The 26,184-nt window shown below is 65.3% G+C and carries 27 protein-coding genes; 7 read left to right on the top strand and 20 right to left on the bottom strand.

Annotation, left to right across the window (positions count from 1 at the left end; genetic code table 11):
- Window positions 1–176: 176 nt before the first annotated feature.
- The gene (locus DQG17_RS04175) at window positions 177–1,391 is read left to right on the top strand and encodes a transglycosylase SLT domain-containing protein (protein ID WP_157973520.1); all 1,215 of its coding nucleotides are present in this window, start codon (window positions 177–179) and stop codon (window positions 1,389–1,391) included.
- A 239-nt stretch (window positions 1,392–1,630) separates the two neighbouring features.
- On the top strand, window positions 1,631–2,113 hold the full coding sequence (locus DQG17_RS04170) for a glyoxalase superfamily protein (RefSeq protein ID WP_116131498.1): 483 nt from the start codon (window positions 1,631–1,633) through the stop codon (window positions 2,111–2,113).
- 153 nt (window positions 2,114–2,266) lie between these two features.
- On the opposite strand, the gene DQG17_RS04165 is transcribed toward DQG17_RS04170, so the two are convergent.
- The 13 genes from DQG17_RS04165 to DQG17_RS04110 form a co-directional block, all read right to left on the bottom strand.
- Window positions 2,267–3,043 (bottom strand): enoyl-CoA hydratase-related protein, encoded by a 777-nt coding sequence (locus DQG17_RS04165; protein ID WP_116131497.1) that lies wholly within the window; start codon window positions 3,041–3,043, stop codon window positions 2,267–2,269.
- 152 nt (window positions 3,044–3,195) lie between these two features.
- Window positions 3,196–3,660: a cytochrome c-type biogenesis protein gene (locus DQG17_RS04160; protein ID WP_116131496.1), complete on the bottom strand. Its 465-nt coding sequence runs from the start codon at window positions 3,658–3,660 to the stop codon at window positions 3,196–3,198.
- The gene (locus tag DQG17_RS04155) at window positions 3,657–5,642 is read right to left on the bottom strand and encodes a heme lyase CcmF/NrfE family subunit (RefSeq protein ID WP_116131495.1); all 1,986 of its coding nucleotides are present in this window, start codon (window positions 5,640–5,642) and stop codon (window positions 3,657–3,659) included. The genes DQG17_RS04160 and DQG17_RS04155 overlap by 4 nt, the downstream gene beginning before the upstream one ends.
- A gap of 106 nt (window positions 5,643–5,748) precedes the next feature.
- Window positions 5,749–5,922, bottom strand: coding sequence for a hypothetical protein (locus DQG17_RS21615; protein ID WP_157973519.1), 174 nt, complete (start codon window positions 5,920–5,922; stop codon window positions 5,749–5,751).
- Between the two features lie 8 nt (window positions 5,923–5,930).
- Window positions 5,931–6,356: a hypothetical protein gene (locus DQG17_RS04150; protein WP_157973518.1), complete on the bottom strand. Its 426-nt coding sequence runs from the start codon at window positions 6,354–6,356 to the stop codon at window positions 5,931–5,933.
- Window positions 6,353–6,562: a hypothetical protein gene (locus tag DQG17_RS04145; RefSeq protein ID WP_116131493.1), complete on the bottom strand. Its 210-nt coding sequence runs from the start codon at window positions 6,560–6,562 to the stop codon at window positions 6,353–6,355. Before DQG17_RS04145 ends, DQG17_RS04150 begins: the two co-directional genes overlap by 4 nt.
- Window positions 6,555–7,151 carry a holin family protein gene (locus tag DQG17_RS04140; protein ID WP_116131492.1) on the bottom strand — a complete coding sequence of 199 codons (597 nt, stop codon included), beginning with the start codon at window positions 7,149–7,151 and terminating at the stop codon, window positions 6,555–6,557. Before DQG17_RS04140 ends, DQG17_RS04145 begins: the two co-directional genes overlap by 8 nt.
- The gene (locus DQG17_RS04135) at window positions 7,142–7,753 is read right to left on the bottom strand and encodes a holin-associated N-acetylmuramidase (RefSeq protein WP_116131491.1); all 612 of its coding nucleotides are present in this window, start codon (window positions 7,751–7,753) and stop codon (window positions 7,142–7,144) included. Before DQG17_RS04135 ends, DQG17_RS04140 begins: the two co-directional genes overlap by 10 nt.
- A gap of 250 nt (window positions 7,754–8,003) precedes the next feature.
- A complete protein-coding gene (locus DQG17_RS04130) occupies window positions 8,004–8,942 on the bottom strand; it encodes a pirin family protein (protein ID WP_116131490.1) in 939 nt (312 codons plus the stop codon).
- A gap of 104 nt (window positions 8,943–9,046) precedes the next feature.
- Window positions 9,047–9,502, bottom strand: coding sequence for a cytochrome c maturation protein CcmE (gene ccmE, locus DQG17_RS04125; RefSeq protein ID WP_116132577.1), 456 nt, complete (start codon window positions 9,500–9,502; stop codon window positions 9,047–9,049).
- 67 nt (window positions 9,503–9,569) lie between these two features.
- Window positions 9,570–10,598 carry an N-acetyl-gamma-glutamyl-phosphate reductase gene (gene argC, locus DQG17_RS04120; protein ID WP_116131489.1) on the bottom strand — a complete coding sequence of 343 codons (1,029 nt, stop codon included), beginning with the start codon at window positions 10,596–10,598 and terminating at the stop codon, window positions 9,570–9,572.
- Between the two features lie 105 nt (window positions 10,599–10,703).
- A complete protein-coding gene (locus DQG17_RS04115) occupies window positions 10,704–11,516 on the bottom strand; it encodes a glutamate racemase (protein ID WP_116131488.1) in 813 nt (270 codons plus the stop codon).
- Window positions 11,516–12,424 (bottom strand): lysophospholipid acyltransferase family protein, encoded by a 909-nt coding sequence (locus DQG17_RS04110; protein ID WP_116131487.1) that lies wholly within the window; start codon window positions 12,422–12,424, stop codon window positions 11,516–11,518. The genes DQG17_RS04115 and DQG17_RS04110 overlap by 1 nt, the downstream gene beginning before the upstream one ends.
- A gap of 284 nt (window positions 12,425–12,708) precedes the next feature.
- Between DQG17_RS04110 and DQG17_RS04105 the strand changes: the two genes are divergently transcribed.
- The 3 genes from DQG17_RS04105 to DQG17_RS04095 all read left to right on the top strand — a co-directional run bounded on the left by DQG17_RS04105 (window position 12,709) and on the right by DQG17_RS04095 (window position 15,959).
- On the top strand, window positions 12,709–13,611 hold the full coding sequence (locus tag DQG17_RS04105; protein ID WP_116131486.1) for a LysR family transcriptional regulator: 903 nt from the start codon (window positions 12,709–12,711) through the stop codon (window positions 13,609–13,611).
- 321 nt (window positions 13,612–13,932) lie between these two features.
- On the top strand, window positions 13,933–14,733 hold the full coding sequence (locus DQG17_RS04100) for a lytic transglycosylase domain-containing protein (protein ID WP_116132576.1): 801 nt from the start codon (window positions 13,933–13,935) through the stop codon (window positions 14,731–14,733).
- Window positions 14,734–14,906: 173 nt separating this feature from the next.
- Window positions 14,907–15,959 carry a low specificity L-threonine aldolase gene (locus tag DQG17_RS04095; RefSeq protein WP_116131485.1) on the top strand — a complete coding sequence of 351 codons (1,053 nt, stop codon included), beginning with the start codon at window positions 14,907–14,909 and terminating at the stop codon, window positions 15,957–15,959.
- A gap of 6 nt (window positions 15,960–15,965) precedes the next feature.
- Here DQG17_RS04095 and DQG17_RS04090 read toward each other — a convergent pair whose 3' ends face one another.
- On the bottom strand, window positions 15,966–16,565 hold the full coding sequence (locus DQG17_RS04090; RefSeq protein WP_116131484.1) for a 2-hydroxychromene-2-carboxylate isomerase: 600 nt from the start codon (window positions 16,563–16,565) through the stop codon (window positions 15,966–15,968).
- Between the two features lie 232 nt (window positions 16,566–16,797).
- Here DQG17_RS04090 and DQG17_RS04085 point away from each other — a divergent pair, with 232 nt between their 5' ends.
- Together DQG17_RS04085 and DQG17_RS04080 are read left to right on the top strand one after the other, a co-directional pair.
- On the top strand, window positions 16,798–18,345 hold the full coding sequence (locus DQG17_RS04085) for a hypothetical protein (protein WP_116131483.1): 1,548 nt from the start codon (window positions 16,798–16,800) through the stop codon (window positions 18,343–18,345).
- 149 nt (window positions 18,346–18,494) lie between these two features.
- The gene (locus tag DQG17_RS04080) at window positions 18,495–19,505 is read left to right on the top strand and encodes a ribose-phosphate pyrophosphokinase (RefSeq protein ID WP_116131482.1); all 1,011 of its coding nucleotides are present in this window, start codon (window positions 18,495–18,497) and stop codon (window positions 19,503–19,505) included.
- Between the two features lie 80 nt (window positions 19,506–19,585).
- On the opposite strand, the gene DQG17_RS04075 is transcribed toward DQG17_RS04080, so the two are convergent.
- The 6 genes from DQG17_RS04075 to DQG17_RS04050 all read right to left on the bottom strand — a co-directional run bounded on the left by DQG17_RS04075 (window position 19,586) and on the right by DQG17_RS04050 (window position 26,051).
- Entirely contained in the window at window positions 19,586–21,052 is a 1,467-nt protein-coding gene (locus tag DQG17_RS04075) for a mechanosensitive ion channel family protein (protein WP_116131481.1), read from the bottom strand.
- A 152-nt stretch (window positions 21,053–21,204) separates the two neighbouring features.
- A complete protein-coding gene (locus tag DQG17_RS04070; protein ID WP_116131480.1) occupies window positions 21,205–21,603 on the bottom strand; it encodes a F0F1 ATP synthase subunit epsilon in 399 nt (132 codons plus the stop codon).
- Window positions 21,604–21,612: 9 nt separating this feature from the next.
- Window positions 21,613–23,034 (bottom strand): F0F1 ATP synthase subunit beta, encoded by a 1,422-nt coding sequence (gene atpD / locus DQG17_RS04065; protein WP_116131479.1) that lies wholly within the window; start codon window positions 23,032–23,034, stop codon window positions 21,613–21,615.
- Window positions 23,035–23,055: 21 nt separating this feature from the next.
- Window positions 23,056–23,934, bottom strand: coding sequence for a F0F1 ATP synthase subunit gamma (locus DQG17_RS04060; RefSeq protein ID WP_116131478.1), 879 nt, complete (start codon window positions 23,932–23,934; stop codon window positions 23,056–23,058).
- 17 nt (window positions 23,935–23,951) lie between these two features.
- A complete protein-coding gene (atpA, locus tag DQG17_RS04055; protein WP_116131477.1) occupies window positions 23,952–25,490 on the bottom strand; it encodes a F0F1 ATP synthase subunit alpha in 1,539 nt (512 codons plus the stop codon).
- Window positions 25,491–26,051 (bottom strand): F0F1 ATP synthase subunit delta, encoded by a 561-nt coding sequence (locus DQG17_RS04050; protein ID WP_116132575.1) that lies wholly within the window; start codon window positions 26,049–26,051, stop codon window positions 25,491–25,493.
- Window positions 26,052–26,184 lie beyond the last annotated feature (133 nt).

The raw sequence follows: 26,184 nt of genomic DNA, 5'->3' as shown, positions 1-26,184 counted from the left end.
GGCGGCGCCCGATGGGCGCCGTTTTTTCGTGGCTTTGCACCGCCATTCCGGTGCGGGGCAGCCGGACCCGAAGGCGGCGCTTGTCGCGCGGCACGCGCCCGGGTACGAACGAAGCGACGAGGGCAAGAGGCGACGACACGATGCCGCTGGCACAGTTCCGGACCGGATTGGGGCGCATGGCCGCAGCGGCCGTGTTCTGCCTTGTGGCCGGCGCGGCCCCGGCTGCCGAGGATCCGTCCGCAGCGCTGCCGGCGGCGGCACCCCGATATGCTGTCAGTTCCGATCCGACCGCCGCAGCCCCTGCCCGACCGGACTCGCTGCCCGCTAAAGCGCTCGGCTCCGCCCCACCATCGCCCGCCGCCGCGACAGCCGATCTGCCGGGACAGACCACGGAGACGCCGCTGCAGGACAGCGCCACGCCGGGCGCCGCGGATGCCGCCCCCGAAGCCACGGCCGATACGACGCCAGAAGCTCCCGCAGATTCGGAGACAGCGGAATTCCGCATCGATCCCGATATCGAGATCGTTGTCGCAACCGCGACCGAAGCGACCCCGCATCCCCGGCCGCGGCCGTCGCTGGCCAGCCGCACAGGGGTTCGGTGCACGGCCGACGGCAGCCACTGCATCTCGCAGGCCAATTATATCCCCGACGTCTGCCGCACCATCGAGGAGACCGCGACCGAGGCCGGGCTCGACGTGCATTTCTTCGCCCGGCTGCTGTGGAAAGAAAGCCTCTATGACCCCGCCGCGATCAGCCCGGTCGGCGCCCAGGGCATCGCCCAGTTCATGCCCTATACGGCGCAGCTGCGCGGGCTGGACGATCCGTTCAACCCGGCCAAGGCCCTGCGCGCCTCGGCCCACTACCTTGCCGAATTGCGCGATTTCTATGGCAACCTCGGGCTTGCGGCGGCGGCCTATAACGCGGGCGAGGCGCGGGTCGACGATTTTGTCCGGAGCCGCCGCAGCCTGCCGCCCGAAACCCGCGACTACGTGCGCTCGATCACTGGGTTCTCGGGCGAGGCCTGGCGCGACGAGCCGCCCAAGGGCATCGATCTGAGGCTCGACAAGGCGCGCCCGTTTCAGGACGCCTGCGTGACCCTCGCCGGCACCCGCAGCATTCGCGAATACCACAGCCCGGTCCGGCTGGGCGCCTGGGGTGTGATCGTGGCCGCCAATCCCAGCCGGGCCGGCGTCGAGCAGAAATATGCCGCACTCAGTCGTGCCCACCCGGTGCTGCGCGGCCAGAAGGTCAGCTATGTCCGCATGACCTTGCCCGCCCGCTCCAGCCGGCAGTACATCGCCCAGATCGGTGCCGGGACCCGGAAGGCGGCCGACGGGATCTGCTGGAAACTGCGCAAGTCGGGCGTCGGCTGCTTCGTGCTGCGGAACTGAGCTGACGGCGCGACGTGCAGTCGTTGCGCCGCCACGGTGCAACGCCCCGATCCAGCCGCCCCTTGAAATCCCCGTGCCGATCCCCGATCTTTGGCCACGGTCAGGGACGCCGGCCGCTCGCACGCCACAGGCGCAAGGTGAAGTCCCGAGGTAGAACGATCATCCAGCCCCAGGTCGACCCCGGCAGGATGGCAACGCGAGCCCCCGCCGAACGCCCTTGTCGACATTGGACTGACAGGATGACACCGAACGATACCCCCGCACTGCCCTCGGTCGAGACGCTGAAGGCGCAGGCGCGCCGCCTGCGCGAAACGCTGACCGAGGCGGGTTCAGCCATGAGCCACAGCCGCAGCCTCGAGGTTCTGGCGCGGCAACTCGGCTATCGCGATTGGAACACGCTGCGCGCCGCAGCCGACCGGCCTGCCCTGCCCGAACCGACCGCCCGGCCCAACCGGCCGCTGCCGCCGGTGCAGACCGGCGACCGGATCGCCGGGCGCTACCTCGGCCAGCCCTTCACCGGCGAGGTCCTCGGGATCGCGCAGATGAACGGCGGCAGCCACTATCGCATCACCGTGCAGTTCGACGAGCCGGTCGATGTGGTCAAGTTCGAAAGCTTCTCGTCGCTGCGGCGGCGGGTCAACGCGACGATCGACACGACCGGCGTCTCGCCACAGCAAACCTCGGATGGCGCGCCGCATTTCCGTCTGGAGAACGTGCTCTGAGCCATCGCGCGCGGGCGCCCCGCAAGGGGTGCCCGCCCTGCCCAACGCCGCAGCAAGGGCGCAAGCCCTGTCGAAGGGGGCGGGAGATGCCCTGCCCTAGCCTGCGCCATCCTGTGCCGGGCCCCGGCCCGACTTCGAAAATACGCGCGTGATTCAGCGCCCTTCGAAATGTGCCGGCCGCTTTTCCAGAAAGGCGACCACTCCTTCCTTGAAGTCCCGCGTCAGGCCACAGCGCCCCTGCAGCTGCGCCTCAAGCTCCATCTGGGTCTGCAGATCGGTTTGCGAGCTCGCCCGCAGCGCCTCGCGCGCGGCCGCATAGGCGCGCGTCGGCCCCTTTGCCAGATGCAGCGCCCGGTGCCACCACTGCGCGGCGAAATCGGCGTCTGCCACCGCCTCCCAGATCATCCCCCAGGCCTCGGCCTTGCGCGCCGGAACCGGTTCGGCGAACAATGCCGCCCCCATCGCCCGGGCAAGCCCGATCTGGCGCGGCAGGAAATGGCTGCCCCCGGCGTCGGGGATCAGCCCGATGCGTGCAAAGGCCTGCAGGAACACGGCACTTTCGGTCGCGATCACCACGTCGCAGGCCAGCGCGAGGTTCGCACCCGCACCGGCCGCGGCGCCATTGACGGCGGCGATGGTCGGCACCGGACTGTCGACGATCATCCGGATCATCGGCAGGTATTCGTCGCGCAGCGTGCGTTCGAGGTCGATGTTCGCGACATTCGCGCGGTCGCCCAGATCCTGCCCCGAGCAGAACGCATTGCCCGCCCCGGTCAACACCGCGACGCGCGCCTCGGTCCCGGCGCGCTGCACCGCATGGGTGATCTCGGCCCGCATCTGGGTGTTGAGCGCGTTCTTCACCGCCGGACGATTCAGGGTGACAATCGCCACGCCCTCCCGCACCTCGTAGCCGATGGTCTCGTAGTGCATCCTGCAGATCCCCCCGTTGACGCGCCGCCAGCATAGTCTGCGCCCCGCCAGAGGGAAGTCGGCGCAATCGCGACGGAACGTCATTGGCGGGCGCATTCTCCCCGACCCGATCTGCCCTGCGACCCGAGAGGACCGCCCAGTCAGCCTGAGGGCTACCGGTCGAGGATTTCCTTCAACTGAACCTCTTCCTCAGGGCTCAGCGCACGTTCCGACTCGGCCGATGCGTTGCGGCGCGACCGCACGAACCGCCATCCGATCAGCCCGCCGAGGATCAGCATCGCAGGCCCCGCCAGCCACAGTGCCAGGTTTGCCCCGGTCGCCGTCGGCTTCAGCAGCACGTATTCGCCATAGCGCCCGACGATATAGCCGACCACCGCCTCATCGCTGTCGCCGGCGACAAGGCGTTCGCGCACCAGCACCCGCAGGTCGGCCGCCAGATCGGCATTGCTTTCGTCGATGTTCTCGTTGCGGCAGACCAGACAGCGCAGCCCCTTCGAGATGTCGCGCGCCCGCGCCTCCAGCGCCGGATCGCTCAGCATCTCGGAGGGCGTGACAGCCAGCACCGGCGCGGCCAGAACCGACGCCAGCAGCATCAAAATGACCAGTGCGCGTTTCATTCTGCGGGCACCCCGGCCGAGGGCGCCGTGCGTTGCCGCCGTGCGCCTGCCGCGACGCGATAGCGCCGGTCAGACAACGAGAACAGACCGCCAATCGCCATGATGATACATCCCGACCAGATCCAGTTCGCCAGCGGCTTGATATAGGTCCTGACAGCCCAGCCGCCGCCATCCTGCGGATCGCCGATCACCAGATAGATGTCGCGGAAGATGCCGTTGTCGATTGCCGCCTCGGTCGTCGGCATCTGTGCCACCGGATAGACCCGCTTCTCGGGGTGCATCAAGGCGATCTCGCGACCGTCGCGATAGACCGCCATGGTGGCCATGGTCGAGGAATAGTTCGGCCCCTGCACCTGATTCACATCCTGCAGCTCGATCTCGTAACCGGCATGAGAAAACCGCTCACCCACCTGAACGACACGAATGTCCTCGGTCTGCCAGGATGTCATTGCCGCGATCCCGATCACGGCGACCGCCAGACCCGAATGCGCAATCGCCTTGCCCCAGTCGGCGCCCGGCAGGTTGCGCAGCCGTCTGATCCGGCTGGCCGCCCCGCCGCTGCGACCGGTGCGCGACCAGAGGTCGACCAGCGAACCGCCAATCACCCAGGTCGCGAGGATAAAGCCCATAGGCGCCAGCATCGAGCCGCCGGTCTGCAACACCCAGACCAGCGCGCCGCCCGACATGCTCAGCGCCAGCACGCCCCAAAGCGGCTGCATGGTGCGCGCGATACTGCCCCGTTTCCAGGGCAGCATGGCCCCGATCGGCAGGATTGCCGCCAGCGCCACCATGAAGGGGGTAAAGGCCGCGTCGAAATAAGGCGCACCAACGCTCAGCTTGCGGCCAAAGAAGATCTCGGCGGCCAGCGGCCAGACCGTGCCGAAGAAGACGACAAAGGCCGAGACGGCCAGCAGGATGTTGTTGACGACGAGCGCGCTTTCGCGGCTGACAATCCCGAAAATGCCCTTAGCCTGCATCGCGCCCGAACGCGCCGCAAACAGCGTCAGTGCGCCGCCCATGAAGACCGCCAGCATCGCGAGGATATAGATCCCGCGCTCGGGATCGTTGGCAAAGGCATGCACCGAGGTGATGACACCCGAGCGCACCAGGAACGTGCCGATCCAGGAAAACCCGAAGCCCATGATTGCCAGAAGGATGGTCCAGCTTTTCAGCGCCTCGCGCTTTTCCACCACGACCGCCGAATGGACCAGCGCGGTTGCCAGCAGCCAGGGCATGAACGAGGCATTCTCGACCGGATCCCAGAACCAGAAGCCGCCCCAGCCCAGCTCGTAATAGGCCCACCAGGAGCCAAGCGCGATACCGATGGTCAGGAAGACCCAGGCAGCCAGCGTCCAGGGTCGCACCCAACGGCCCCAGGCGGCGTCGACGCGGCCCTCGATCAGCGCCGCCATGGCAAAGGAGAAGGCCATCGAAAGCCCGACATAGCCGAGGTAGAGGAAGGGAGGGTGAAAGGCGAGCCCGGGGTCCTGCAGCAGCGGGTTCAGATCCTCGCCGTTCATCGGCGGCGTCGCCAGTCGCCAGAACGGGTTCGAGGTGAACAGGATGAAGCCATAGAACGCGACCCCGATCGAGGCCTGCACCGCCAGCACCCGCGCCTTGAACGAGGGCCGCAGGTTCCGCCCGAAGGCCGCCGCCGCCGCGCCGAACATCGACAGGATCAGTACCCACAGCAACATCGAGCCTTCGTGGTTTCCCCAGACCCCTGCCACCTTGTAAAGCATGGGCTTTGCCGTGTGCGAATTCAGCACCACGAGCCGCAGCGAAAAGTCCGAGGTCACGAAGGAATAGGTCAGCGCCCCGAAGGCCGTTGCGACGAGGGCAAACTGCAGGATCGCCGCCGGCACCGCCACGGCCATCCACCCCGGCCATAGCCGGTGCGCACCGATCAACGGCACGATCATCTGCACGAGGGCGACAAGCCCGGCGAGGATAAGGGCGAAATGGCCGAGTTCTGCGATCATGCCCGGACACTACTGCAGCCCCCGTTCGCGGGCAACGGGGCCGAAAGGTCGCGGGCTCACGAAGCTGCGAGCCCGTGGCGCCGCCCCGGCGCGCCGGGGCGGCGGCTCAGCGCCCCAGCATCTCCTTCAGCGTCCGGTCGAGGCAATCTGCCGCCTCGCGATGGCGTTCGAGGCTGCGGGCGAATTCACGCCCGAGCAGCAGACCACGCCAGCCCCGGCGCAGCGCCGGTGCCTGCGCCAGCAGCCACCGGACCAGAGCGGCCGCACACGAAAGTCCCATCCCCCGCCTCACCCGACCAGCGCCAGCACAAGCGCCGAGACGATCACCGCGGCCACCACCGGCGCCAGATAAGCGCGGCCGCGAAAGCCGAAGGTCCCGCCGAGCACCTGCATGTGCAACACGGCTCCCGTCATCAACAGGGCCGCCAGCACCAGCAGCGCCTCGCTGCGCAGCATCCGTTCGGGGGCGTCGAGCAGGCTGAACAGCCACCACCAGCCCGCCACCATCGCCGCCCCCGCCCAGGCGAACGCCAGCCCCAGCGCCAAGGGTGACATCTTCATGGCCCAGAGCCAAAGAAAGGTCGCCGCAATCATCACGCCCATGATGGTCAGCGCGCCATAGAGGATCCCGGCAGCCCCGTCATATCCCTGAACCAGAAAGGCGCTGTGCATCGCGGCCAGAACCACGACATGGATGGTCAATGCCTGTCTCAAAATCGTCTCTCTCCCCCGCCCCAGGCGCGGTCGCGCGGCAGGCGTTCGCGGATCATCGTGGTGATCTCGACGATGATCTCGGTATTGCGGTTCAGGATGATCCGGGTCGCCTCGTCCTTCTGATGGTCCCGGAACAGCAGATAGAAGGTCAGGACCACCCAGGGCCCGTGCTCCGAGACGAGGGTGAGCCAGAAATTCTCAGGCACGCGCCTGCCTCCATTCGACCAGCGCCGGATTGTCACCGATCCCGGGGGCCTCGGGCCGGGCAGAGCGGCTGGTCCCATCGGCCTCGGCGACCGCTGCGGCATCGGGCCGCCCGCCCGATCCGCTTTCCAGCGCCTGCAGCGCGGCGATCCCCTCGGTCACCTCGCCGGCGCGGGCAAGCGTTGTCGCAATCGAGCGCTGGAACTCCTGCCCCTTGGCCTGGTGGCGCGCGCCGAAATAGAACCCGACGATCGCCCCCAGCAGCCACCACATCGGTTCGGGCACCAGCGCGATGCCCTGCATCCGCGAGGCGAACCAGATCGGATCGACCATCGCCGCGACAAACAGCGCCAGTGTGCCAAGCGCCATTGCCGGCCGCGGGATCCGGTTCAGCCCGTCAATGAGGCGGTCAAAGGCCGATGGACGCGATCCGGCGAATTCGGCCGAGAACTGGGTCAGCGCCGCCGCCGCCCTTGCATGGTCGCGCTCGGCGCCCTTTTCGGTGTTCTCGCGAAACACCTCCACCGCTTCGACCACAGCATTTCGCCCCGGGCCGAACAGGGTCGAGACGATCTGACCGATCACGCCCATGCCGCCACCCGGGCCCGATGCTGGGCCTCCGTCAGGTGAAACCGCGGCGAAATGAACTCCTCCGCCCGAACGATCCAGCCGCCCTTGCCGCCATCGCGGCGACGGGCGTACTTGCGGCTGGCCGGGCGCCGGTCGGCCAGCGCGTAGTAGTAATTTCGGCGCTCGATCCCGTAGGCATCGGCCAGAAGATCCGGCGCGCGGCCCGCGACACGGGCAACGGCGGCCACCGTCTGCGGCCCGATCACCCCGTCGACCGCAACCGCCTCGCCCATCTGGCCCAGCAACCGCTGCAGCACCTTCACCGCATTGGTGCCGGCGTTGACATACATGTCAAAAACGCTCGGTTGCAGCGGCTCTGGCAGGGCGTCGATCCGCGGCGCCCGGAAATAATGGTCGACAAAGATCTTTTCGGCCCGCCCGCGGTCCAGCCGCTTCACATCCTCGGCGGTGATCTTTCCGTCGCCGTCCAGATCCACGCCGAGACGCCGCAGCGTCTCCAGCGTCACCCCGTATTTGGTCGCCCCCCCGGGGTCGTCGGGGTCGTTCACATAGCCGCCCTCGCGCGCAATGATCTCGCGCGCGATCGTTTGAATGTCCTTCATGGAGCCAATCCTCCGGTCAAAATCCCGTCCGGAAGGCTCCGCGAAATGGTTTAAGGAAGGTAAAGCAGGGCGCGCGCCCCGGGCAGCGGGCAGCGCTTGGCGAACGTGCCTGCGCAGCCCGATTGAACAGCCGAACGACAGCCCTGGCAGCAAGGACAGCAGCGAGCGCACCATCCCCGGCGCGCCCTATCCCTGTCAGAATGGATGGCTCTCAGATGCCGCCTGGCCGGGATGGTCCCGGCCAGTGGTCTCAGCGGTCGGGAAGCGGAATGAACTCCGCGTTGTCGCCCGGCGGAAGCTGAAAGCGCCCATGCTCCCAGTCGCCAGCCCGCCAGGCTTCCTTGGCGGCCTCGATACGTTCCTTCGAAGAGGCGACAAAATTCCACCAGATATAGCGCGGCCCACCCATCGTCGCGCCGCCAAGCAGCATCAGCCGCGCGCCCTGTGGCCCCGCCTTCAGCGACACACGGTCGCCTGGGCGGAACACCATCATCCGGCCGGCGGCATGGGTCTCGCCCGCGACCGCGACCTCGCCCGACACCACATAGACGCCGCGATCCTCGTGATTGTCGGGCAGCGGGATCGACGCACCGGGCTGCAGCACCGCATCGGCATAGAACATCTCGGAACTGGTCGGGACCGGCGCCCGCTCGCCCCAGGCATCGCCCAGAATCAGCCGCACCTCCTTGCCCTCGCCTTCCAGCAGCGGCAATTCGGCCTTGCCGACATGGACGAAATCCGCGGGCTTGTCCTCGGCTTCCTCGGGCAGCGCGAGCCACGTCTGGATCCCGAACAGGCCCGAGGGCCGGGTGCGCATCTCGCCGTCGGTGCGTTCGGAATGGGTCACGCCATGGCCGGCGGTCATCAGGTTGACGGCGCCGGGCTCGATCCACTGATCGACCCCCAGGCTGTCGCGGTGATGCATCCGTCCGCTGTAAAGATAGCTCACGGTCGCGAGGCCCACATGCGGGTGCGGCCGCACGTCGAGCCCCTGCCCGGTCAGAAACTCTGCCGGACCCATCTGGTCAAAGAAGATGAAGGGGCCGACCATCTGGCGTTTCGGTGCCGGCAGCGCACGCCGTACCTCGAACCCGCCAAGGTCGCGGGCCCGGGGAACAATCAGGGTCTCGATCGCATCGACAGCGTCGCCGACCGGGATTTCGGGATCAAGGGCGGGGTTCCAGCTCATTGTCGCGCTCCTGTGTTGACATGATCCCAAGATAGACCTGGGCACACTTGCACAAAACTCGCATCAGGGCGCAGGATCGGTGCGCCAAAGAACAGAGGTCCGAGTCAGGAGCCGCCCGTCTCGGCCGGATCGCGATAGACACCCTGTTCCTTCAGCGCATCCATGACTTCCTTGGGCATATAGGTCTCGTCGTGCTTGGCGAGAATCTGGGTCGCGATGAACGTCCCGTCGACCAGATGGCCGGTCCCGACCATGCCCTGGCCTTCGCCGAACAGGTCAGGCAGCACGCCGGTATAGCTGACGGGAACCGAGGCGCCGCCGTCGGTGACAACGAATGTCACAGACTTGCCCTGACCGCGCACGATACTGCCGTCCTCGACCAACCCGCCGATCCGGAACGTCTCGTTCGGTGAGGGCGGATCCTGAACCACGGCCGAGGGCGCGCGGAAATAGTTGATCCCGTCGCGCATTGCATAACCGATCAGGGCCGTGCTGCCCGCCAGCGCCACGAAGGCCAGCACGATGATCTGTACCCGCCGCCGCTTCTTAAGTCCCTTCATTCCGGCCATCGTCGTCTTTCCCCCCTCGCCACCGCTCCGAGAAACATTCACAAAGCCAAATGTAACATCACGGATACAGCGGCGCCAGCATCAGACCCGTCGTCTCGGGTTCTCCTAGCATCAGATTGGCATTCTGCAGCGCCTGACCCGAAGACCCCTTGGTCAAATTATCGAGAACGGCATAAACGGTCGCCCGACGCGAGGCGCGTTCTTCCACCACGCCGACATGAACGAAGTTCGATCCGCGCACATGCTTGGTCTGCGGCACGGCACCAACCGGCAGCACTTCGATGAAGGGCTCGTCGGCATAGGCCGCGACCAGCACATCGTGGATCTCGCGTGCATCGCCGCTGAGGTAGCTCGACGAAAAGATGCCGCGGTTTCCGGGCACCAGATGCGGCGTGAACTGCACCCGAACGTCGCGCCCGGCCGCCTTCGAGAACTCCTGGTCGAACTCGCCGAGGTGCCGGTGGCTGCCGCCGGTGCCATAGGCGTACCAGCCCTCCGACAACTCGGCATGCAGCAGGTTTTCCTTCAACGACCGGCCCGCCCCCGATACCCCGCATTTCATGTCGATGATGATATCGTCGAGCCCGATCACGCCCGCCCGGATCAGCGGGATCAGCGAAAACTGACCTGTGGCCGCGTTGCACCCGGTTCCGGCGACCAGCCGGGCGCCGCGGATTTCGTCGCGGTAGAACTCGGTCAGCCCATAGACCGCCTGCTTTTGCAGCTCGGGCGCCGCATGCGGCTTGCCGTACCAGATTTCATAGACCTTGGGGTCGCGCAGCCGGAAATCGGCGCTCAGATCGACGATCTTCAGATCCTCGGGCAACTCGGAGATCACCGCCTGGCTGGTGGCATGGGGCAAGGCGCAGAAACACAGATCGATGCCGTCGAAATTGATGTCCTCGATCCGCACCAGTTCCGGAAGATCGAGATGCCGCAGATGCGGGAACACCTCGGCCATCGCCATTCCCGCCTTTCGGTCCGCAGACAGCGCCCGCACCTCGATGCCCGGGTGGGTGGCGATCAGGCGGATCAGTTCGGCCCCGGTATAGCCCGAGGCACCGAGAATTGCGATCGAATGGGTCATGGATCAGTCCGTTGACGAGGTTTAGCATGGGCTAATGCCAACCGCCGACAGGGTCAACGGATGGTGGTGTGCCGCGACTTCACGGACGGTCGCCCTGAAAGCCCCTCAGGCCGCGGTAAACTCGATCCGTCGGCGCAGGAACTGGGTCGCCCGGTCCGAGACCTTGCGCGGATTGCCTGTGGTCAGGAACGCGGGCCGGGTGCCCGTCCCGATCATGGCGGGGTGGCGTGTCAGATAATCCGACAGGCTGTCGGCCACCAGCCGGGCTTGGGAATAGACCGCGACCTCTGGCCCCAGTGCTTCCTGAAACACCTCTTCCATCAGCGGATAATGGGTGCAGCCAAGGATCGCCGCCTCGGGCGAGGGCATCTTGCGCTTCAGCGCCTCGACATGCGACCGCACCAGCGCCTCGGCGAGGATCATGTCGCCTTCCTCGATCGCATCGACAACGCCGCCGCAGGCCTGCGCCTCGACATCGACACCGATGGCGCGAAACGCCAACTCGCGCTGGAACGCGCGGCTCGCCACGGTTGTCGGCGTGGCAAACAGCGCCACATGCTTGACCGCAACCTCGCGCGGCGGGGAGTTGTCGCCCCACTGCCGCTCGGTCAGCGCCTCGATCAGCGGCACGAAGACCCCGAGCACCCGCTTGTCGTGGGGCACCCAGCTTTCCTGCATCCGACGCAGCGCCGCGGCACTTGCCGTGTTGCAGGCGAGGATCACCAGATCGCAGCCTTCCTCCCACATCCGCTCGACCGACCGCGTGGTCAGACCGAAGATGTCGTCCGAGGTCCGCACCCCATAGGGCGTATGGGCATTGTCGCCGAAATAGACGAACGGCACCTCGGGCAGGCGTTTGGTTACGGCGTCCAGCACCGTCAGGCCGCCCAGCCCGCTATCGAAGATTCCCACCGACATCAGTAAATCCGGTGCCCCTTTGCGTCCCGTTTCCTGTCCTCGAACTCGAAGCCGTAATCGAGCGACTTCAGAGGTCTTGGGGACAGCGCATATGTCTCGGCCCGCAGGAAGTCCATCATCGCCCGGGCATCGCCCGCGCGCGCGGCCAGCTTGTCGCGGTCAATCGGCTCGCCGATCACCACGCGCACCGGTTCGTCCACCCGCTGCCGGAATTCGTTGATCAACAGCGCCAGCCGCAGGGTCGAATGCAGATGGCTGGCGAACTGGAACAACCGGCTGTTGTGGCCGACAAAGAACATCGGAACGACCGTGGCGACCGACTTCGCGACCATCTTGGCGGTAAAACTCCGCCAGCCCGGGTCCATCGGCGGCGACAGCGGACGCGCCGAGGTCGAAACGGTGCCGCCGGGAAAGACCCCTATCGCGCCGCCAGCAGACAGATAGCGCAGCGCCTCCTTGCGGGTGGCCAGATTCTCGCGCATCGCCTCCTTCGATTCGTCGAAGGAAATCGGCAGGATGACCCGGTTCAGGTCCTCGGCCCGGCGGAACACGCTGTTGGCGAGAATGCGGAAATCGCCGCGCACGGCACTCAGCACATGGCCCATCATCAACCCGTCGAGGATGCCATAGGGGTGGTTGGCAATCATCACCAACGGCCCTTCGGTCGGGATGTTGTCGATACTGCCACCGACGACGTCGAGGCTGAGCCCATAGCGCGCCACCATCACGCCCCAGAAATCCTTGCCCGCGGCGACCTCGCTCTCGTAACCCTCGGCGCGCCGGATCAGCGAGATCCGCCCGGTCGCATTCTCGAGCACGCGCACGATGGCCCGGCCGCCCCGCGACCGCACGCTGGTCGCGTAGGTAATGTCGCGGGCGACATGACGGCCGGCGTGACGGTCACGCATCGAAAATATCTCCCTGCCCGAACGTGAAACAGCGCGACTCTGCGAGTTTTTCCATCATATATGAAGATCAAGTGACAGTGAAATCACGTAGGAAGAGATCGGGATCCGGATGCCAGCGCCTGGCGTGGCGCTCCAGCGTTCCCGTTTCGGACCTCTAAGCGACAAAACCCGGCGTCATCGCGCCACAATTCCGATTTTTCGGACGATACCGATAGGAACCCGCTTCAGGCCGTGGCATGTACCTCCCCGCGACTGGCTAAAGCGCTTTGAACTGGGAATACCGGATGGACTGGGACAAACTGAGAATATTCCACGCGGTGGCGTCGGCGGGCAGCCTGACCCATGCCGGCGACTCCCTGCATCTGTCCCAGTCTGCGGTCTCGCGCCAGATCCGCGCGCTCGAGGAAAGCCTCAACACCACGCTGTTTCACCGCCACGCCCGCGGCCTGATTCTGACCGAACAGGGCGAGCTTCTGTTCGATGCGACCCGCAGCATGAGCAAACGGCTCGAAGCGGCCTCGGCACGGATCCGCGACAGCGAGGAAGAGGTCTTCGGCGATCTGCGGGTGACGACCGCCCACGGCTTCGGCTCGCTCTGGCTCGCGCCCCGGCTTGCCAAGCTTTACGAACGCTATCCCGACCTCAACATCGACCTGATGCTCGAAGAGCGCGTCCTCGATCTGCCGATGCGCGAGGCCGACGTTGCGATCCGGATGAAGGAACCCTCTCAGGCCGACCTGATTCGCAAGCGCCTGATGACGGTGCGGATGCGGCTCTACGCGTCGCCCGTCTATCTCGACAAGTTCGGCACGCCCACGGCCGCCGACGACATGCGCAGCCATCGGCTGATCTGCCAGGGCACCTCGTCGACTCAGGTCGCGGCCGGGGCTGCCATGGTGCAATGGCTGCTGGCCCACGACATCACCTCGACCCTGAACGTCAATAACTACTTCGGGGTGCTGCAATGCGTCATCAACCATCTCGGGATCGGCGTGCTGCCGAACTATGTGATCGAGACTGCGCCACAACTTGTGCGTGTCCTGCCCGAGGTGGAAAGCGCCGAGGTCCCGGTCTTCCTCGCCTACCCCGAAGAACTGCGTCAATCCCGCCGGATCGGCGCCTTTCGGGACTTCGTGGTCGAAGAAATCATGGAATCGCGCCGCAAGCCCGAGGTTCCCGACGTTTGATCCCGCGCGCCAATCCGCCGTTGCCAATCTGACACAGCGCTGGCGCCCATTTGCATCTGCAGCACAAAACAGTTGAGTTGACCGGCCCGGTTGCCTAGATTTGACGCATGGGCAACTGCATGTTGCAATTGTTCATACCTCCCTGTTGGACTTGGGCCGAGACTTGTTCTCGGCCTCTTCTTTTTCGGGACCCCAACACCCCCTTCCACCCGCCTTTGACGCCGCCTGTGGCATCGTTTCATTTCGAAACGATTCAATCGTCCCTTTCTGGCTCCGGTGGAGTGAAGTATGTTTCCGGTGATTTTTCCGGAGGATATAGAAATGTTTCGCCGTCTGTTCGCCATGACCATCGGTTGCGCCATCGGGCTCGCCAGCCCGAGCCTTGCGGCAGATTGCGGCAACTCGGCCGCCGGCTTCGACGCGTGGAAGCAGCAGTTCGCCACCACCGCCGCGCAGGCCGGCGTCGGCCAGCGCGGGTTGCAGGCGCTGGCCGGCACCAGCTATTCGCAATCCACCATCAACGCCGATCGCGGTCAGAAAAGCTTCAAGCTCAGCTACAACCAGTTCTGCCAGAAGCGCGGCTGCGACGTGATCGTGTCCCAGGCCAGAAAGCGCAAGGCCAAGGATCCCGCCTTCTACAACTCGCTTGAAAACACCTATGGCGTGTCCTCGGGCGTGGTTCTGGCAATCCACGGAATGGAGACCGGGTTCGGCAACTACATGGGCGACTCGAACGTGCTGAACGCCACCGCGACTCTGGCCTACGACTGCCGGCGGCCGGATTTCTTCCGCCCCCACCTGATCGGCGCGCTGGTGATGATCGACCGCGGCATGATGTCCCCGGGCGCGATCGGCGCCAAGCACGGCGAACTTGGCCATACCCAGTTCCTGCCCGGCAACGCACTGCGCTATGGCCGCGACGGCAACGGCGACGGCCGGGTCGACTTCAACAACCAGGCCGACGCGCTCGCCTCGACCGCCAATTACCTGCGCCAAAAGGGCTGGACCCCGGGCGCGAGCTACCAGCCCGGCACGCACAACTACGAAGTGCTGAAGGAATGGAACGCGGCAACCGTCTATCAGCAGTCGCTGGCCTCGATGGGATCCCAGATCGACGGCTAGTCCTGGCGGCTGCCCTTGGGACAGAACTGAAGCGGCTCGGCCCCACCGCACATTGGGCCAGCATTCGGTCTTTCGTGCCGCCGCCCTCCCCGACCGGGCTGCAGCGACGCGGGTTCGAACCTTGGCGTGTACGATCCCTTCACAATCCCCCGCGTCGCGGCTAGAGCCGGTGTATGTTCTTTGCCTCTGACAACACCGGTCCCGCCCACCCCAAGGTTCTTGCCGCGCTCGCTGACGCCAACGAGGGGCACGTCCCCTCCTATGGCGAAGATCCGCTGACCGCGCGCGCCACGGCCCTAATCCGCGAGGCATTCGATGCCCCAGACGCTGCCGTGCATCTGGTCGCCACCGGCACCGCGGCGAATGCGCTGCTGCTCGCCTCGCTGTGCCAACCCTGGCAGACGGTGTTTTGCAGCGACGTCGCCCATGTTCATCAGGACGAATGCGCGGCGCCCGAGTTTTACACCGGCGGCGCCAAGCTGACACTGGTGCCCCACGACGGCGGCAAGATCCGGCCCGACCGCCTGCGTGCCCGGATCGAGGGCGAGGAAAACCGCGGCGTCCACGGGCCGCAGCGCGGGCCTGTCACCGTCACGCAGGCGACCGAAAAGGGCACGATCTATACGCATGCCGAACTGGCCGCGATCACGCAACTTGCCCACGGCTTCGACCTGCCCGTCCACATGGACGGCTCGCGTTTTGCCAATGCACTGGCGGCAGGGGGCGGCACGCCGGCAGACATGACATGGCGCGCCGGCATCGACGCGCTCAGCTTTGGCGGCACCAAGAACGGGTTGCTGGGGGTCGAGGCGGCGGTTCAGTTCGACCCGGCGCGGTCGTGGGAGTTCGAGCTGCGGCGCAAGCGCGGCGCGCATCTGTTCTCGAAGCACCGCTTCCTCGCCGCCCAGATGGTCGCCTATCTGGAAGACGGGCTCTGGCTGCAGATGGCGGCGGACGCGAATGCCGCCTGTGCTGCGCTCGCCCGGGGGCTGTCACGGCATCCGGACGTCCGGCTGCTCTATCCGGCCGACGCCAATATCGTCTTCGCGGCCTGGCCGCGGGGTCTGCACCGCCAGCTTCTGGCCGCGGGCGCAGACTATCACTTGTGGGAAGGCGAACTGGACGATGGCCCCGAGGACGAACCCCTGACCGCGCGGCTGGTCTGTGGGTTTGACACCACCGACTCGGAAATCGACCGATTCCTTGCTCTGCTTGCGGCCGGCTGATCCGGCCTAAAGCTTGCCCGAAAGATGCGCGTCCAGATCGTCGAGCCGGTCGTGACCCCAGAACCGTTCGTCTCCGTCGGTGATATAGAACGGCGAACCGAAGACGCCGCGGCGCACCGCCTCTTCGAGGTTCGAGGCATAGACCTCTGCCCCCAGCAGCAACCCGCTGTCGGCAAGACCCGGATCGAACCCCGCCGCGCCAAGGCAATCGCGGATCACCGCATCCTCGGCGATGTCCTTCTCCTCGGCCCAGCAGGCCCGCAGCAAGCCGTGGGTCAACGCCGCCAGATCGCCACCACCCGCCTTTTGCGCGGCGATGATCGCATAGGAGGCCGGCGCCATGTTGGTGGGGAAATGCGCCGGGCGCAGATTGATCGGCATCCCGGCCTTCAGCCCACCGCGACGCAGTTCCTGCAGGCGATACTCCTGTCTTGCCGGCGGCCGATCCTTCAGCGGCACGCCACCGGTGAGAGCAGAAAGACCGATCAGATCGAAGGGCTTGTAGGCGACGGTCGCGCCGTGGCGGCCCGCGATCTCTTCGAGCCTCGTGCCGGCAAGATAGGTGAAGGGCGAAATGATGGCGAAGAAATAATCGATATGCGGCATGCGGCGGCTCCTTGGCTTGGCGCGACGGTACCCGCACGGGACGGCGAGACAAGGGCTTTCTGCCGCGCGGAGGCTCGGCGATGTCGCGGGTCCTTGCGCCGGGCGTGTGGGCCGTCGATCGGCCGTCAGGGTTGCGCATCCGGGTCGAACGGGTATCACCAAGTTGGGTGAGGCTGGTCGGCATGGGGCCAGTGGCGTCGAAGATCGCGCAAGAAACGGACTGCCGATTGCGATGGAAGCTGAACTGAAACTGCAGATGCGCCAGGTGCTGCTTGTCGGTCTGCTCGCCTTTGCCGCAGCGCTGGCCGCCCGTCTGATCGGGTTGGACAGTCGCGTCGTCTGGCTGGACGAGGCCTATACCCAGTTTGCAATCTCGCGCGACTGGGCGGGACTTGTGAAGGAGCGGGTCGACCATGGCCACACACCGACCTATTTCGCGTTCCTGAAAGCCCTGCGGTTCGACGTGCATGATCTGCTGGAGCTTCGGCTAGCAACCGCCGTGCTCGATGCGCTCGGCTGCGCCATCCTGGCCGCGGCGCTGGCCGTTCACGCGGGTCTGCGGTCTGCCCTGTTCTTCGGCCTTCTCTATGCCTTTTCGCCGGTCATGATCCAGTGGGGCGGACAGAACGCCCGTCCCTACGGCTTGATGATGCTGTTTCTCTCGATCGGCCTCGCTGGCGCCTTCGGCCTCTTTGCCACGGCCGAACGGCCCGCCCGCCATGCTGACCTGCGACGCGACAGGGTGTTGTTTGCGTTCGGCTTTGGCGGCGCGGCGGCCACAATGACGGCGGGTGTCTTTGCCTTTGTTGCCGTCGCCCTGACGCCCTATGCACTCCCCGCGCTTCGCCGGAACCGCGCCTTCCGTCAGGTCTGGCAACGGGCGCTGATCGCTCCGGGTCTGATCGCGTTTCTGAGCTACATGCTGGTCAGCCGCCGAAACGTCGTCGGCAACATTGGCGACTACTGGGCCGATCGTTTGCGTCCCTTCGGTCTGGAAAGCCTCAAGGAACTGTGGCTGTCGTTGCTGCAGGGCAGCGCGCTTCAGAGCCTGCCCTATCACAGGCGACTTCCCGATCTGTGGAGTTCGGGCATCGAGGTCGTGCTGTCCGTCCTGCTGGTCTTCTTCATCGTCCATGGCGCCCGCAGGCCCGGTCTGCGCCACCTCTGCCGTCCCCTCGTTGGCCTGGCCGCGGGATATGCAGGGCTGCTGGTGGTGTCGAGCATCTCGACCAGCGTGTTGATCGAGCGTTATTTCCTGCCGGCCTGGCAACCCGCCCTTGCTCTCGCGGCGCTTGGAATGGCCGACCTTTCGCGGCAGTGGCGCGGCGCGATTGCCGTCGCGGCCCTCGCAGTGTTTCAGGTGGCGGCCGGGCTCAACCAGTCCCTGTCTCCCGACGCTGGCTCCGGCGATGAGGTTGTCGTCTTCGCCCCCATCGTATCTCGTTCGCCGGTAAGGGCGCGCGAGGTTCTGGCCTGGGAACCGTGGTCCACCAGACTGAAGGTCGAACTGGTGTTGGCGATGCTCGACACGCCGCACGAGCGGACCCGGCCCGGGGTGCTCGATGCGACGCCAGAGCGGCTGCGACGCGCGATCGGATCGTCCAAACAGGTTTATGCCGCAATGCCCGCGGCTGAATGGCATAGGACTTTCGCGCCGGCTGTTCCGGCACCCGATTGCCTGATCTACCAAGGCGTGAACCTGCTCGCCCTCTGGGGTCCGGACATCTGGCCCGAATGCGAGGATCCCGCTGACGGCGACACGGCCGCACGCCCGGATTGATCCGCGCGGCGAAAGAAACCTCGTTTTCCACTTCACGCGACCGAAAGTCTTTGCCGCAGACAGCCTTCGCGGTTTCCATCCTGCCGCCCGTAGGCTAGGCCGAAGATGTCATATCCCCGTCAAGAATCCGCCACCCGGAGCTCCACCAAATGCAACACCAGATCCAGCCCAAGCTGATCTCTGGCAACGCCAACAAGACGCTGGCCAATGCCATCTCCCGCCGCGTTTCGATGGCCCGCGGAACCAGCGTCAGTCTTGTCGAAGCACGCGTCGAACGCTTCAACGACCAGGAGATATTCGTCGAGGTCTACGAGAACGTCCGGGGCGAGGACATGTTCATCATCCAGCCGACCTCGAACCCTGCGAACGACAACCTTATGGAGCTGCTGATCATGGCCGACGCGCTGCGCCGGTCTTCGGCCCAGCGGATCACCGGCGTGATCCCCTATTTCGGCTATGCCCGGCAGGACCGGCGCACCAAGGCCCGCACCCCGATCACCGCCAAGCTGGTCGCCAACATGATCACGGCAAGCGGCATCGACCGGGTGCTGACGCTCGATCTGCACGCCACGCAGATCCAGGGTTTCTTCGATATCCCGGTGGATAACCTCTATGCCGCCCCGGTCTTTGCGCTCGATATCAAGCACGAGTTCCGCAAGAAGCTCGACAAGGTGACCGTGGTCAGCCCCGACGTCGGCGGCGTCGCGCGGGCGCGCGAGCTTGCCCAGCGGATCGGCTGTGCGCTGGCCATCGTCGACAAGCGGCGCGAACGGGCGGGCGAAGTGGCCGAGATGACGGTGATCGGCGACGTGAAGGGCGAGACCTGCATCATTGTCGACGACATCTGCGACACTGCGGGAACGCTCTGCAAGGCGGCCGACGTGCTGCTGAAGGCCGGCGCCAAGGAAGTGCATTCCTACATCACCCATGGCGTGCTGAGCGGCCCGGCGGTCGAGCGGATCACCAAGTCGTCGATGAAATCGCTGGTCATCACCGACTCGATAGAGCCGACAGAAGCGGTGCTGAAGGCCGACAACATCCGCATCGTTCCGGTGGCACCGATGTTCGCGCAGGCGATCCTGAACATCTGGAACGGCACCTCGGTGTCCTCGCTGTTCGACCATGCCCATCTGGCGGCGATCTACGAAGGCACCTACTGAGCCACGGGGGCGCATTCCGAACACATACGGGCGCCCCTTCGGGCGCCCGGTTGCTTTTGGGGCCGCTTTCCCGACCGGGATCACCCCCCGCGGTTGCCATCCTCTTCGGCACCATCGTCGCCAGCGGCATATCCCGCGGCCGCCTTCGCAGCTATCGGTGCCGTCGGCGCCTGCATCATCGCTCCGGGAACCGCCTCGCCCTCGCGCACACGAATGTGCATGTCGGTTTGCGGGAACGGGATCGAGATGCCGCGGGCGTCGAAGGCTTCCTTCACGCTGCGGGTCAGGTCCCATAGAACCGCGAAGTAATCCTCGCGCCGAACCCAGGGCCGGACGACGAAGTTGACCGAGCTGTCGGCCAGTTCGTTCACCCGGATGACGGGCGCGGGATCCTTCAACACCATGGGATGGGCGTTCACGAGGTCTTCGAGTACGGCCTGCGCCTCTTCGATCGAATCGTCGTAGCCGATGCCAAAGACCATATCGACCCGACGGGTGGTCGAGGCATTGGTGTTGATGATGACGTCGCCCCAGACCTTGCTGTTGGGGACAACGATCACCTGATTGTCCGGCGTCGCCACCGTGGTGGAAAAGACCGACACCGACTTCACCGTCCCCGACGTCCCTGCAGCGGTGATATAGTCGCCTTCGTCAAACGGCCGATTGAACATGATCATCAATCCGGCGGCGAGGTTGCCGAGCGTGTCCTGCATGGCAAAGGCCAGAATGAAGGAGGCACCGCCGACAATCGCGAACATTGGCGAGACGTCGATCCCGAGTGCCGAGAGCACGACCATGAGCCCCACGGCAATCGTGATCCAGTAGACCACCATCGCAAGGAATGCCTGCAGCAGCCGCGACAGGTTCGGAACCCGGTTGAACGCCCGTCTGGCATAGGCGCGCACGATCCGCGCCACCAGCAGCAGTGCAATGAAGGACCCGACGATCACGCCCGTCCGTACCACCATGCGTTGCCCGCCCTCTTTCGACAGGGCCCAGTTCTGTGCCTGACGCAGCAGCGTCTTCCAGTCCGCGCGCTGCTTTTCCTCGACGAGGATCGCACTGCGATAGGCCCGCAGGGCCGCGATGGTCGCTTCGTCGCCACCCTTCTTTTCGAGGTTGTCGACCACCGATTTCAGCCGCGCGAAGGACGTGCCCCTTGTGGTGGTCAGCTCGACGACCTTTTCGACCGCATCGGGTTGCGCCGCGACGCCATCGGTCCCTTTGGCCGCAATCGTCGCTTCGACCACAGCCTGGGTCTGATCGCGGGCCACGGCCTGCCAGTGTTCGGCCAGCGCCGAAAGCTGATCGGCCGTCAGCGGCAGCAGCCGAAGCTGAAACTCCTCGATCGGCATGGACGCATTGTCGAGTTCCGGCGGATAGGCCGGGCCGGCATCCGCCTCTTGGGCAGCGGTCGCCGTTGAGTCGGCCGGTGGCACGCCGGTGGCGTCCTGCGCCAGAGCCGGCACGAGAGACAACCAGATTGCGGCAAAACTTGCCAGAATGACCGCCCCGATACCGGGCGGCCTCGCGAGTGGATATGACATCAGTCCTCCTGTCCGGGACCCACCCGCCGATGGCGATGGCGGGCATGCGATCCGGATCCTGTTGCGCAGAGTAACCAGACAAAAAGAAAACCCCCGGGGGTGCAACCCCGGGGGCTCTTTTCCTGTGCGTGAACCGGGGGCCGGTTCGGGCGCTATTCCATCGCTTCCATCAGGTGCACGAGGTCGGCGACGAATTTCTCGGCGACGTCCTTGTGTTCGCCCTCGGCGTCCGCGGCCCGCTTTCTTGCATCTTCGACAAAGCCGGAGAGTGCCGTGCGGCTTGCCACTTCACCGACAAAGGCGTGCTCCGCCAGCACCGAGGTCGACTCGGCGTTGATCTCGGCAAAGCCACCGGTCACCGCGAACTGGGCCGTCGACCCGTCGGCACCCGAGACAATCACCAGTCCGGGCCGAAGCGTGGTGATGACCGGCGCGTGGTCGGGCATCACCGTCATGTCGCCTTCGGCGCCGGGGATCTGGACCTGGGTGGCCACCAGCGACGCGAGCCGCTTTTCCGGGCTGACCAGATCGAACTGCATCGTGTTGGCCATGGGCCCTCCTTATGCGGCGGCTGCCGCCATCTTTTCGGCCTTGGCAACCGCCTCTTCGATGTCGCCGACCATGTAGAAGGCAGCTTCGGGAAGGTGGTCGTATTCGCCGGCAACCACAGCCTTGAAGGACGCGATCGTCTTCTCGAGCGGCACCTGCACGCCCGGAGAGCCGGTGAACACCTGGGCCACGTCGAACGGCTGGCTGAGGAAACGCTGGATCTTCCGGGCGCGGGCCACGACCAGCTTGTCCTCTTCCGACAGTTCGTCCATGCCGAGGATGGCGATGATATCCTGCAGCGACTTGTAGCGCTGGAGGATCCCCTGCACGTCACGGGCAACCTGATAGTGCTCTTCGCCCAGAACCTTCGGGTCCATCAGACGCGAGGTCGAGTCGAGCGGGTCCACGGCCGGATAGATGCCAAGCTCGGAGATTGCACGCGACAGAACCGTCGTGGCATCGAGGTGGGCAAACGAGGTCGCAGGCGCAGGGTCGGTAAGGTCATCGGCGGGCACATAGACGGCCTGCACCGAGGTGATCGACCCGGCCTTGGTCGAAGTGATGCGTTCCTGCATCGCGCCCATGTCGGTCGCCAGCGTCGGCTGATAGCCCACGGCCGAGGGAATACGGCCAAGAAGCGCCGACACTTCCGAACCCGCCTGCGTGAAGCGGAAGATGTTGTCGACGAAGAACAGCACGTCGGCACCGGTCTCGTCGCGGAACTGCTCGGCCAGGGTCAGACCCGACAGGGCGATCCGCATGCGGGCTCCCGGCGGCTCGTTCATCTGACCGTAGACCAGGGCGATCTTCGATTCCTCGAGGTTGTCGGGGACGATAACGCCCGACTCGATCATCTCGTGGTAAAGGTCGTTGCCCTCACGGGTCCGCTCGCCGACACCGGCGAACACCGACACGCCCGAGTGCACCTTGGCGATGTTGTTGATCAGTTCCATGATCAGAACCGTCTTGCCAACGCCGGCGCCGCCGAACAGGCCGATCTTGCCGCCCTTGGCGTAGGGGGCCAGCAGGTCGACGACCTTGATGCCGGTGACAAGCACTTCGGATTCGGTTGCCTGATCCGCGAAGTCCGGCGCTTCCTGATGGATGGAGCGACGGGTCTCGGAAAGGACCGGGCCCTTTTCGTCAACCGGCTCGCCGATCACGTTCATGATCCGGCCCAGCGTCGCACGGCCCACCGGCACCGAGATCGGCTCGCCGAGGTCGGTCACTTCGGCGCCACGTACCAGACCTTCGGTGGCGTCCATGGCGACGGCGCGTACGGTGCTTTCGCCAAGGTGCTGGGCGACTTCCAGAACCAGGCGTTTGCCGTTGTTTTCGGTTTCGAGCGCGTTGAGGATTTCGGGCAGTTCGTCGTCGAACTGAACGTCGACAACGGCGCCGATGACCTGGGTCACTTTGCCTTTGTTAGCCATTGATTATGTGTCTCCGGTGTCTCAGAGCGCCTCGGCGCCCGAAATGATTTCGATGAGCTCGTTGGTGATGACGGCCTGACGCGTGCGGTTGAACTGGATCGTCAGCTTGTCGATCATCTCGCCCGCGTTGCGCGTCGCGTTGTCCATGGCCGACATCCGGGACCCCTCCTCCGAGGCCGCGTTTTCGAGCAATGCGGTGAAGATCTGCGTCGCCACCGCGCGTGGCAGCAGGTCGGCCAGCACGCCTTCCTCGCTCGGCTCATAGTCATAGGGCGCGCCCGAATCCGATTGCTCGGGATCCGCGTCGAACACGGCCGGGATCACCTGCAGAACCGTCGGCTCCTGGGTGACGACCGATACGAACCGGTTGTAGAAGATCGTGCAGACGTCGAATTCGCCGTCCGCGAAGCGATCTCTCAGGTTCTGCGCGATCGAGGCCGCACGGTCATAGCCAACCCGCTTCACATCGCTCATGTCGACATGGGCCACGAAGTACTGGCCAAACTCACGCTTGAGCTGTTCGCGACCCTTCTTGCCGACGGTCAGAATCTTGACCGTCTTTCCGGCCGCCAGCAACTCTTCGATCTTGTGGCGGGCTGCCCGCACGATCGTCGTGTTGAAGCCGCCGCAAAGGCCGCGTTCCGAACTCATCACGACCAGAAGATGCACCTGGTCCCTGCCCGTCCCGGCCAGAAGCCGGGGCGCGTTGTCGGTGGCGCCGACGGAGGCGGCAAGACCGCTCATCACCGCCTGCATACGCTCGGCATAGGGCCGTGCGTTTTCTGCCGCATCCTGTGCCCGCCGCAGTTTTGCGGCGGCCACCATCTGCATGGCCTTCGTGATCTTTCGCGTCGACTTGACGCTTTCGATCCGGTTTTTGAGATCCTTGAGGCTTGGCATCTAGCTGTCCTCGCGGCTCACGCAAAGCCCTTGGCGTAGTCTTGCACCACGGCCTTGATACGGTCGGCAGCATCGCCCTTCACCTTCGGATCCTCGTTGGTGATCCATTCCAGCAATTCGGGATGCCGGGAGCGCACGAAGGTCAGCAGCCCTGCCTCGAACCGGCTGACGTCCTTGACCGCGATCTTGTCGAGGAAGCCGTTCACACCGGCAAAGATCACCAGAACGATCTCGGCGTTGGTCAGCGGCGAATACTGCGCCTGCTTCATCAGTTCGGTCAGACGCGAGCCGCGGTTCAGCAACTGCTGGGTGGCCGCATCGAGGTCCGAGCCGAACTGCGCAAACGCCGCCATTTCGCGGTATTGTGCCAGTTCCAGCTTCACCGGGCCTGCGACCGACTTCATCGCGTTGGTCTGCGCCGAGGAGCCGACCCGCGACACCGACAGACCGGTGTTCACTGCCGGGCGGATGCCCTGATAGAACAGCTCGGTTTCCAGGAAGATCTGGCCGTCGGTGATCGAGATCACGTTGGTGGGGATGAACGCCGAAACGTCGCCGCCCTGGGTTTCGATGATCGGCAGCGCCGTCAGCGAGCCCGAGCCGTGTTCGTCGTTCAGCTTCGCCGAACGCTCCAGCAGGCGGGAGTGCAGATAGAACACGTCCCCCGGATAGGCTTCACGCCCCGGCGGACGACGCAGCAGCAGCGACATCTGGCGATAGGACACGGCCTGTTTGGAGAGGTCATCATAGATGATCAGGGCGTGGCGGCCGTTGTCACGATAGAATTCTGCCATCGCGGTTGCCGAATAGGGTGCCAGATACTGCATCGGCGCCGGATCCGACGCTGTTGCCGCGACGATGGTCGTGTATTCGATCGCACCCGATTCCTCGAGCCGCTTCACCAGCTGCGCGACGGTCGAACGCTTTTGGCCGATGGCGACATAGATACAATAGAGCTTCTTGCTCTCGTCGCTGCCAGCGGCCTCGTTGTAGGATTTCTGGTTCAGGATGGTGTCGAGCGCGACCGCGGTCTTGCCGGTCTGACGGTCGCCGATGATCAGCTCGCGCTGGCCGCGGCCGATCGGGATCATCGCGTCGACGGCCTTCAGGCCGGTCGCCATCGGCTCGTGCACCGACTTCCGCGGGATGATGCCCGGGGCCTTCACGTCCGCGACGCGGCGTTCGGTGGCCTCGATCGGGCCCTTGCCGTCGATCGGATTGCCGAGCGCATCGACCACGCGGCCAAGCAGCACGTCGCCCACGGGCACGTCCACGATGGACTTGGTGCGCTTGACGACGTCGCCTTCCTTGATGTCGCGGTCAGAGCCGAAGATCACGATGCCGACGTTGTCGACCTCGAGGTTCAGCGCCATGCCGCGGATCCCGCCGGGGAATTCCACCATTTCGCCGGCCTGGACGTTATCGAGCCCGTGGACACGGGCGATGCCGTCCCCGACAGACAGCACCCGGCCAACCTCCGCAACTTCGGCTTCCTGACCGAAGTTCTTGATCTGGTCCTTCAGGATCGCGGAAATTTCCGCAGCTTGCAGTGCCATTTACCCGACCTCTTTCATAGCATTCTGGAGTGCGGCGAGCTTCGCTCGGACCGACGTGTCGATCATCTTGGAGCCTACCTTTACAACGAGGCCGCCGATGAGGCTCTCATCGACGGAAGTGTTCAATTTGATTTCCTTGCCGAACCGCGACTTCAGCATTTCTGCAACGGCCGTGGCCTGGGCCGGGGAAAGCGCGACGGCGGAGGTCACGTCGGCGCTGACCTCACCCTTCTCTTCGGCAATCCGTGTACGCAGCTTTTCAAGCACGGCCGGAAGGGCGAAGAGCCGGCGTTTCGACGCCATCAGGCCCAGACCGTTGCGGGCGACAGAAGACAGCCCCATGCGGGTCGCAAGCTCGGTGATCGCAGCCGCCTGGTCGCTGCGGGTGTAGACCGGCGAATGGATCATAGCAGTCAGATCCCGCGACGCCGCGAGCGCATCCGAGAGCGCGTCGATGTCGGCTTCGAGGGCATCGAGCCCGCCCTCGTCCTTGGCCAGTTCAAACAAGGCCGACGCGTAACGCGTGGCAATGCTGGATGTGATTGAAGCCGTTTCTGACACGTCCACCCCCTTTTATCTTGTGCGCAATCCGGACCCGGCGACGCGGAACGCAACCTACTTTTGGGCGGCAACCGCGGCTGCCCCCACAAATCGCCTGCGATGTAACAGACCCGTTTCCACCCCGCAACTCTCT

Source organism: Tropicimonas sp. IMCC34043 (assembly GCF_003390845.1).
Taxonomy (GTDB): Bacteria; Pseudomonadota; Alphaproteobacteria; order Rhodobacterales; family Rhodobacteraceae; genus Tropicimonas.
Note: the sequence above shows the minus strand (reverse complement) of the source record. Positions and strands in the feature narration are given on the sequence as shown.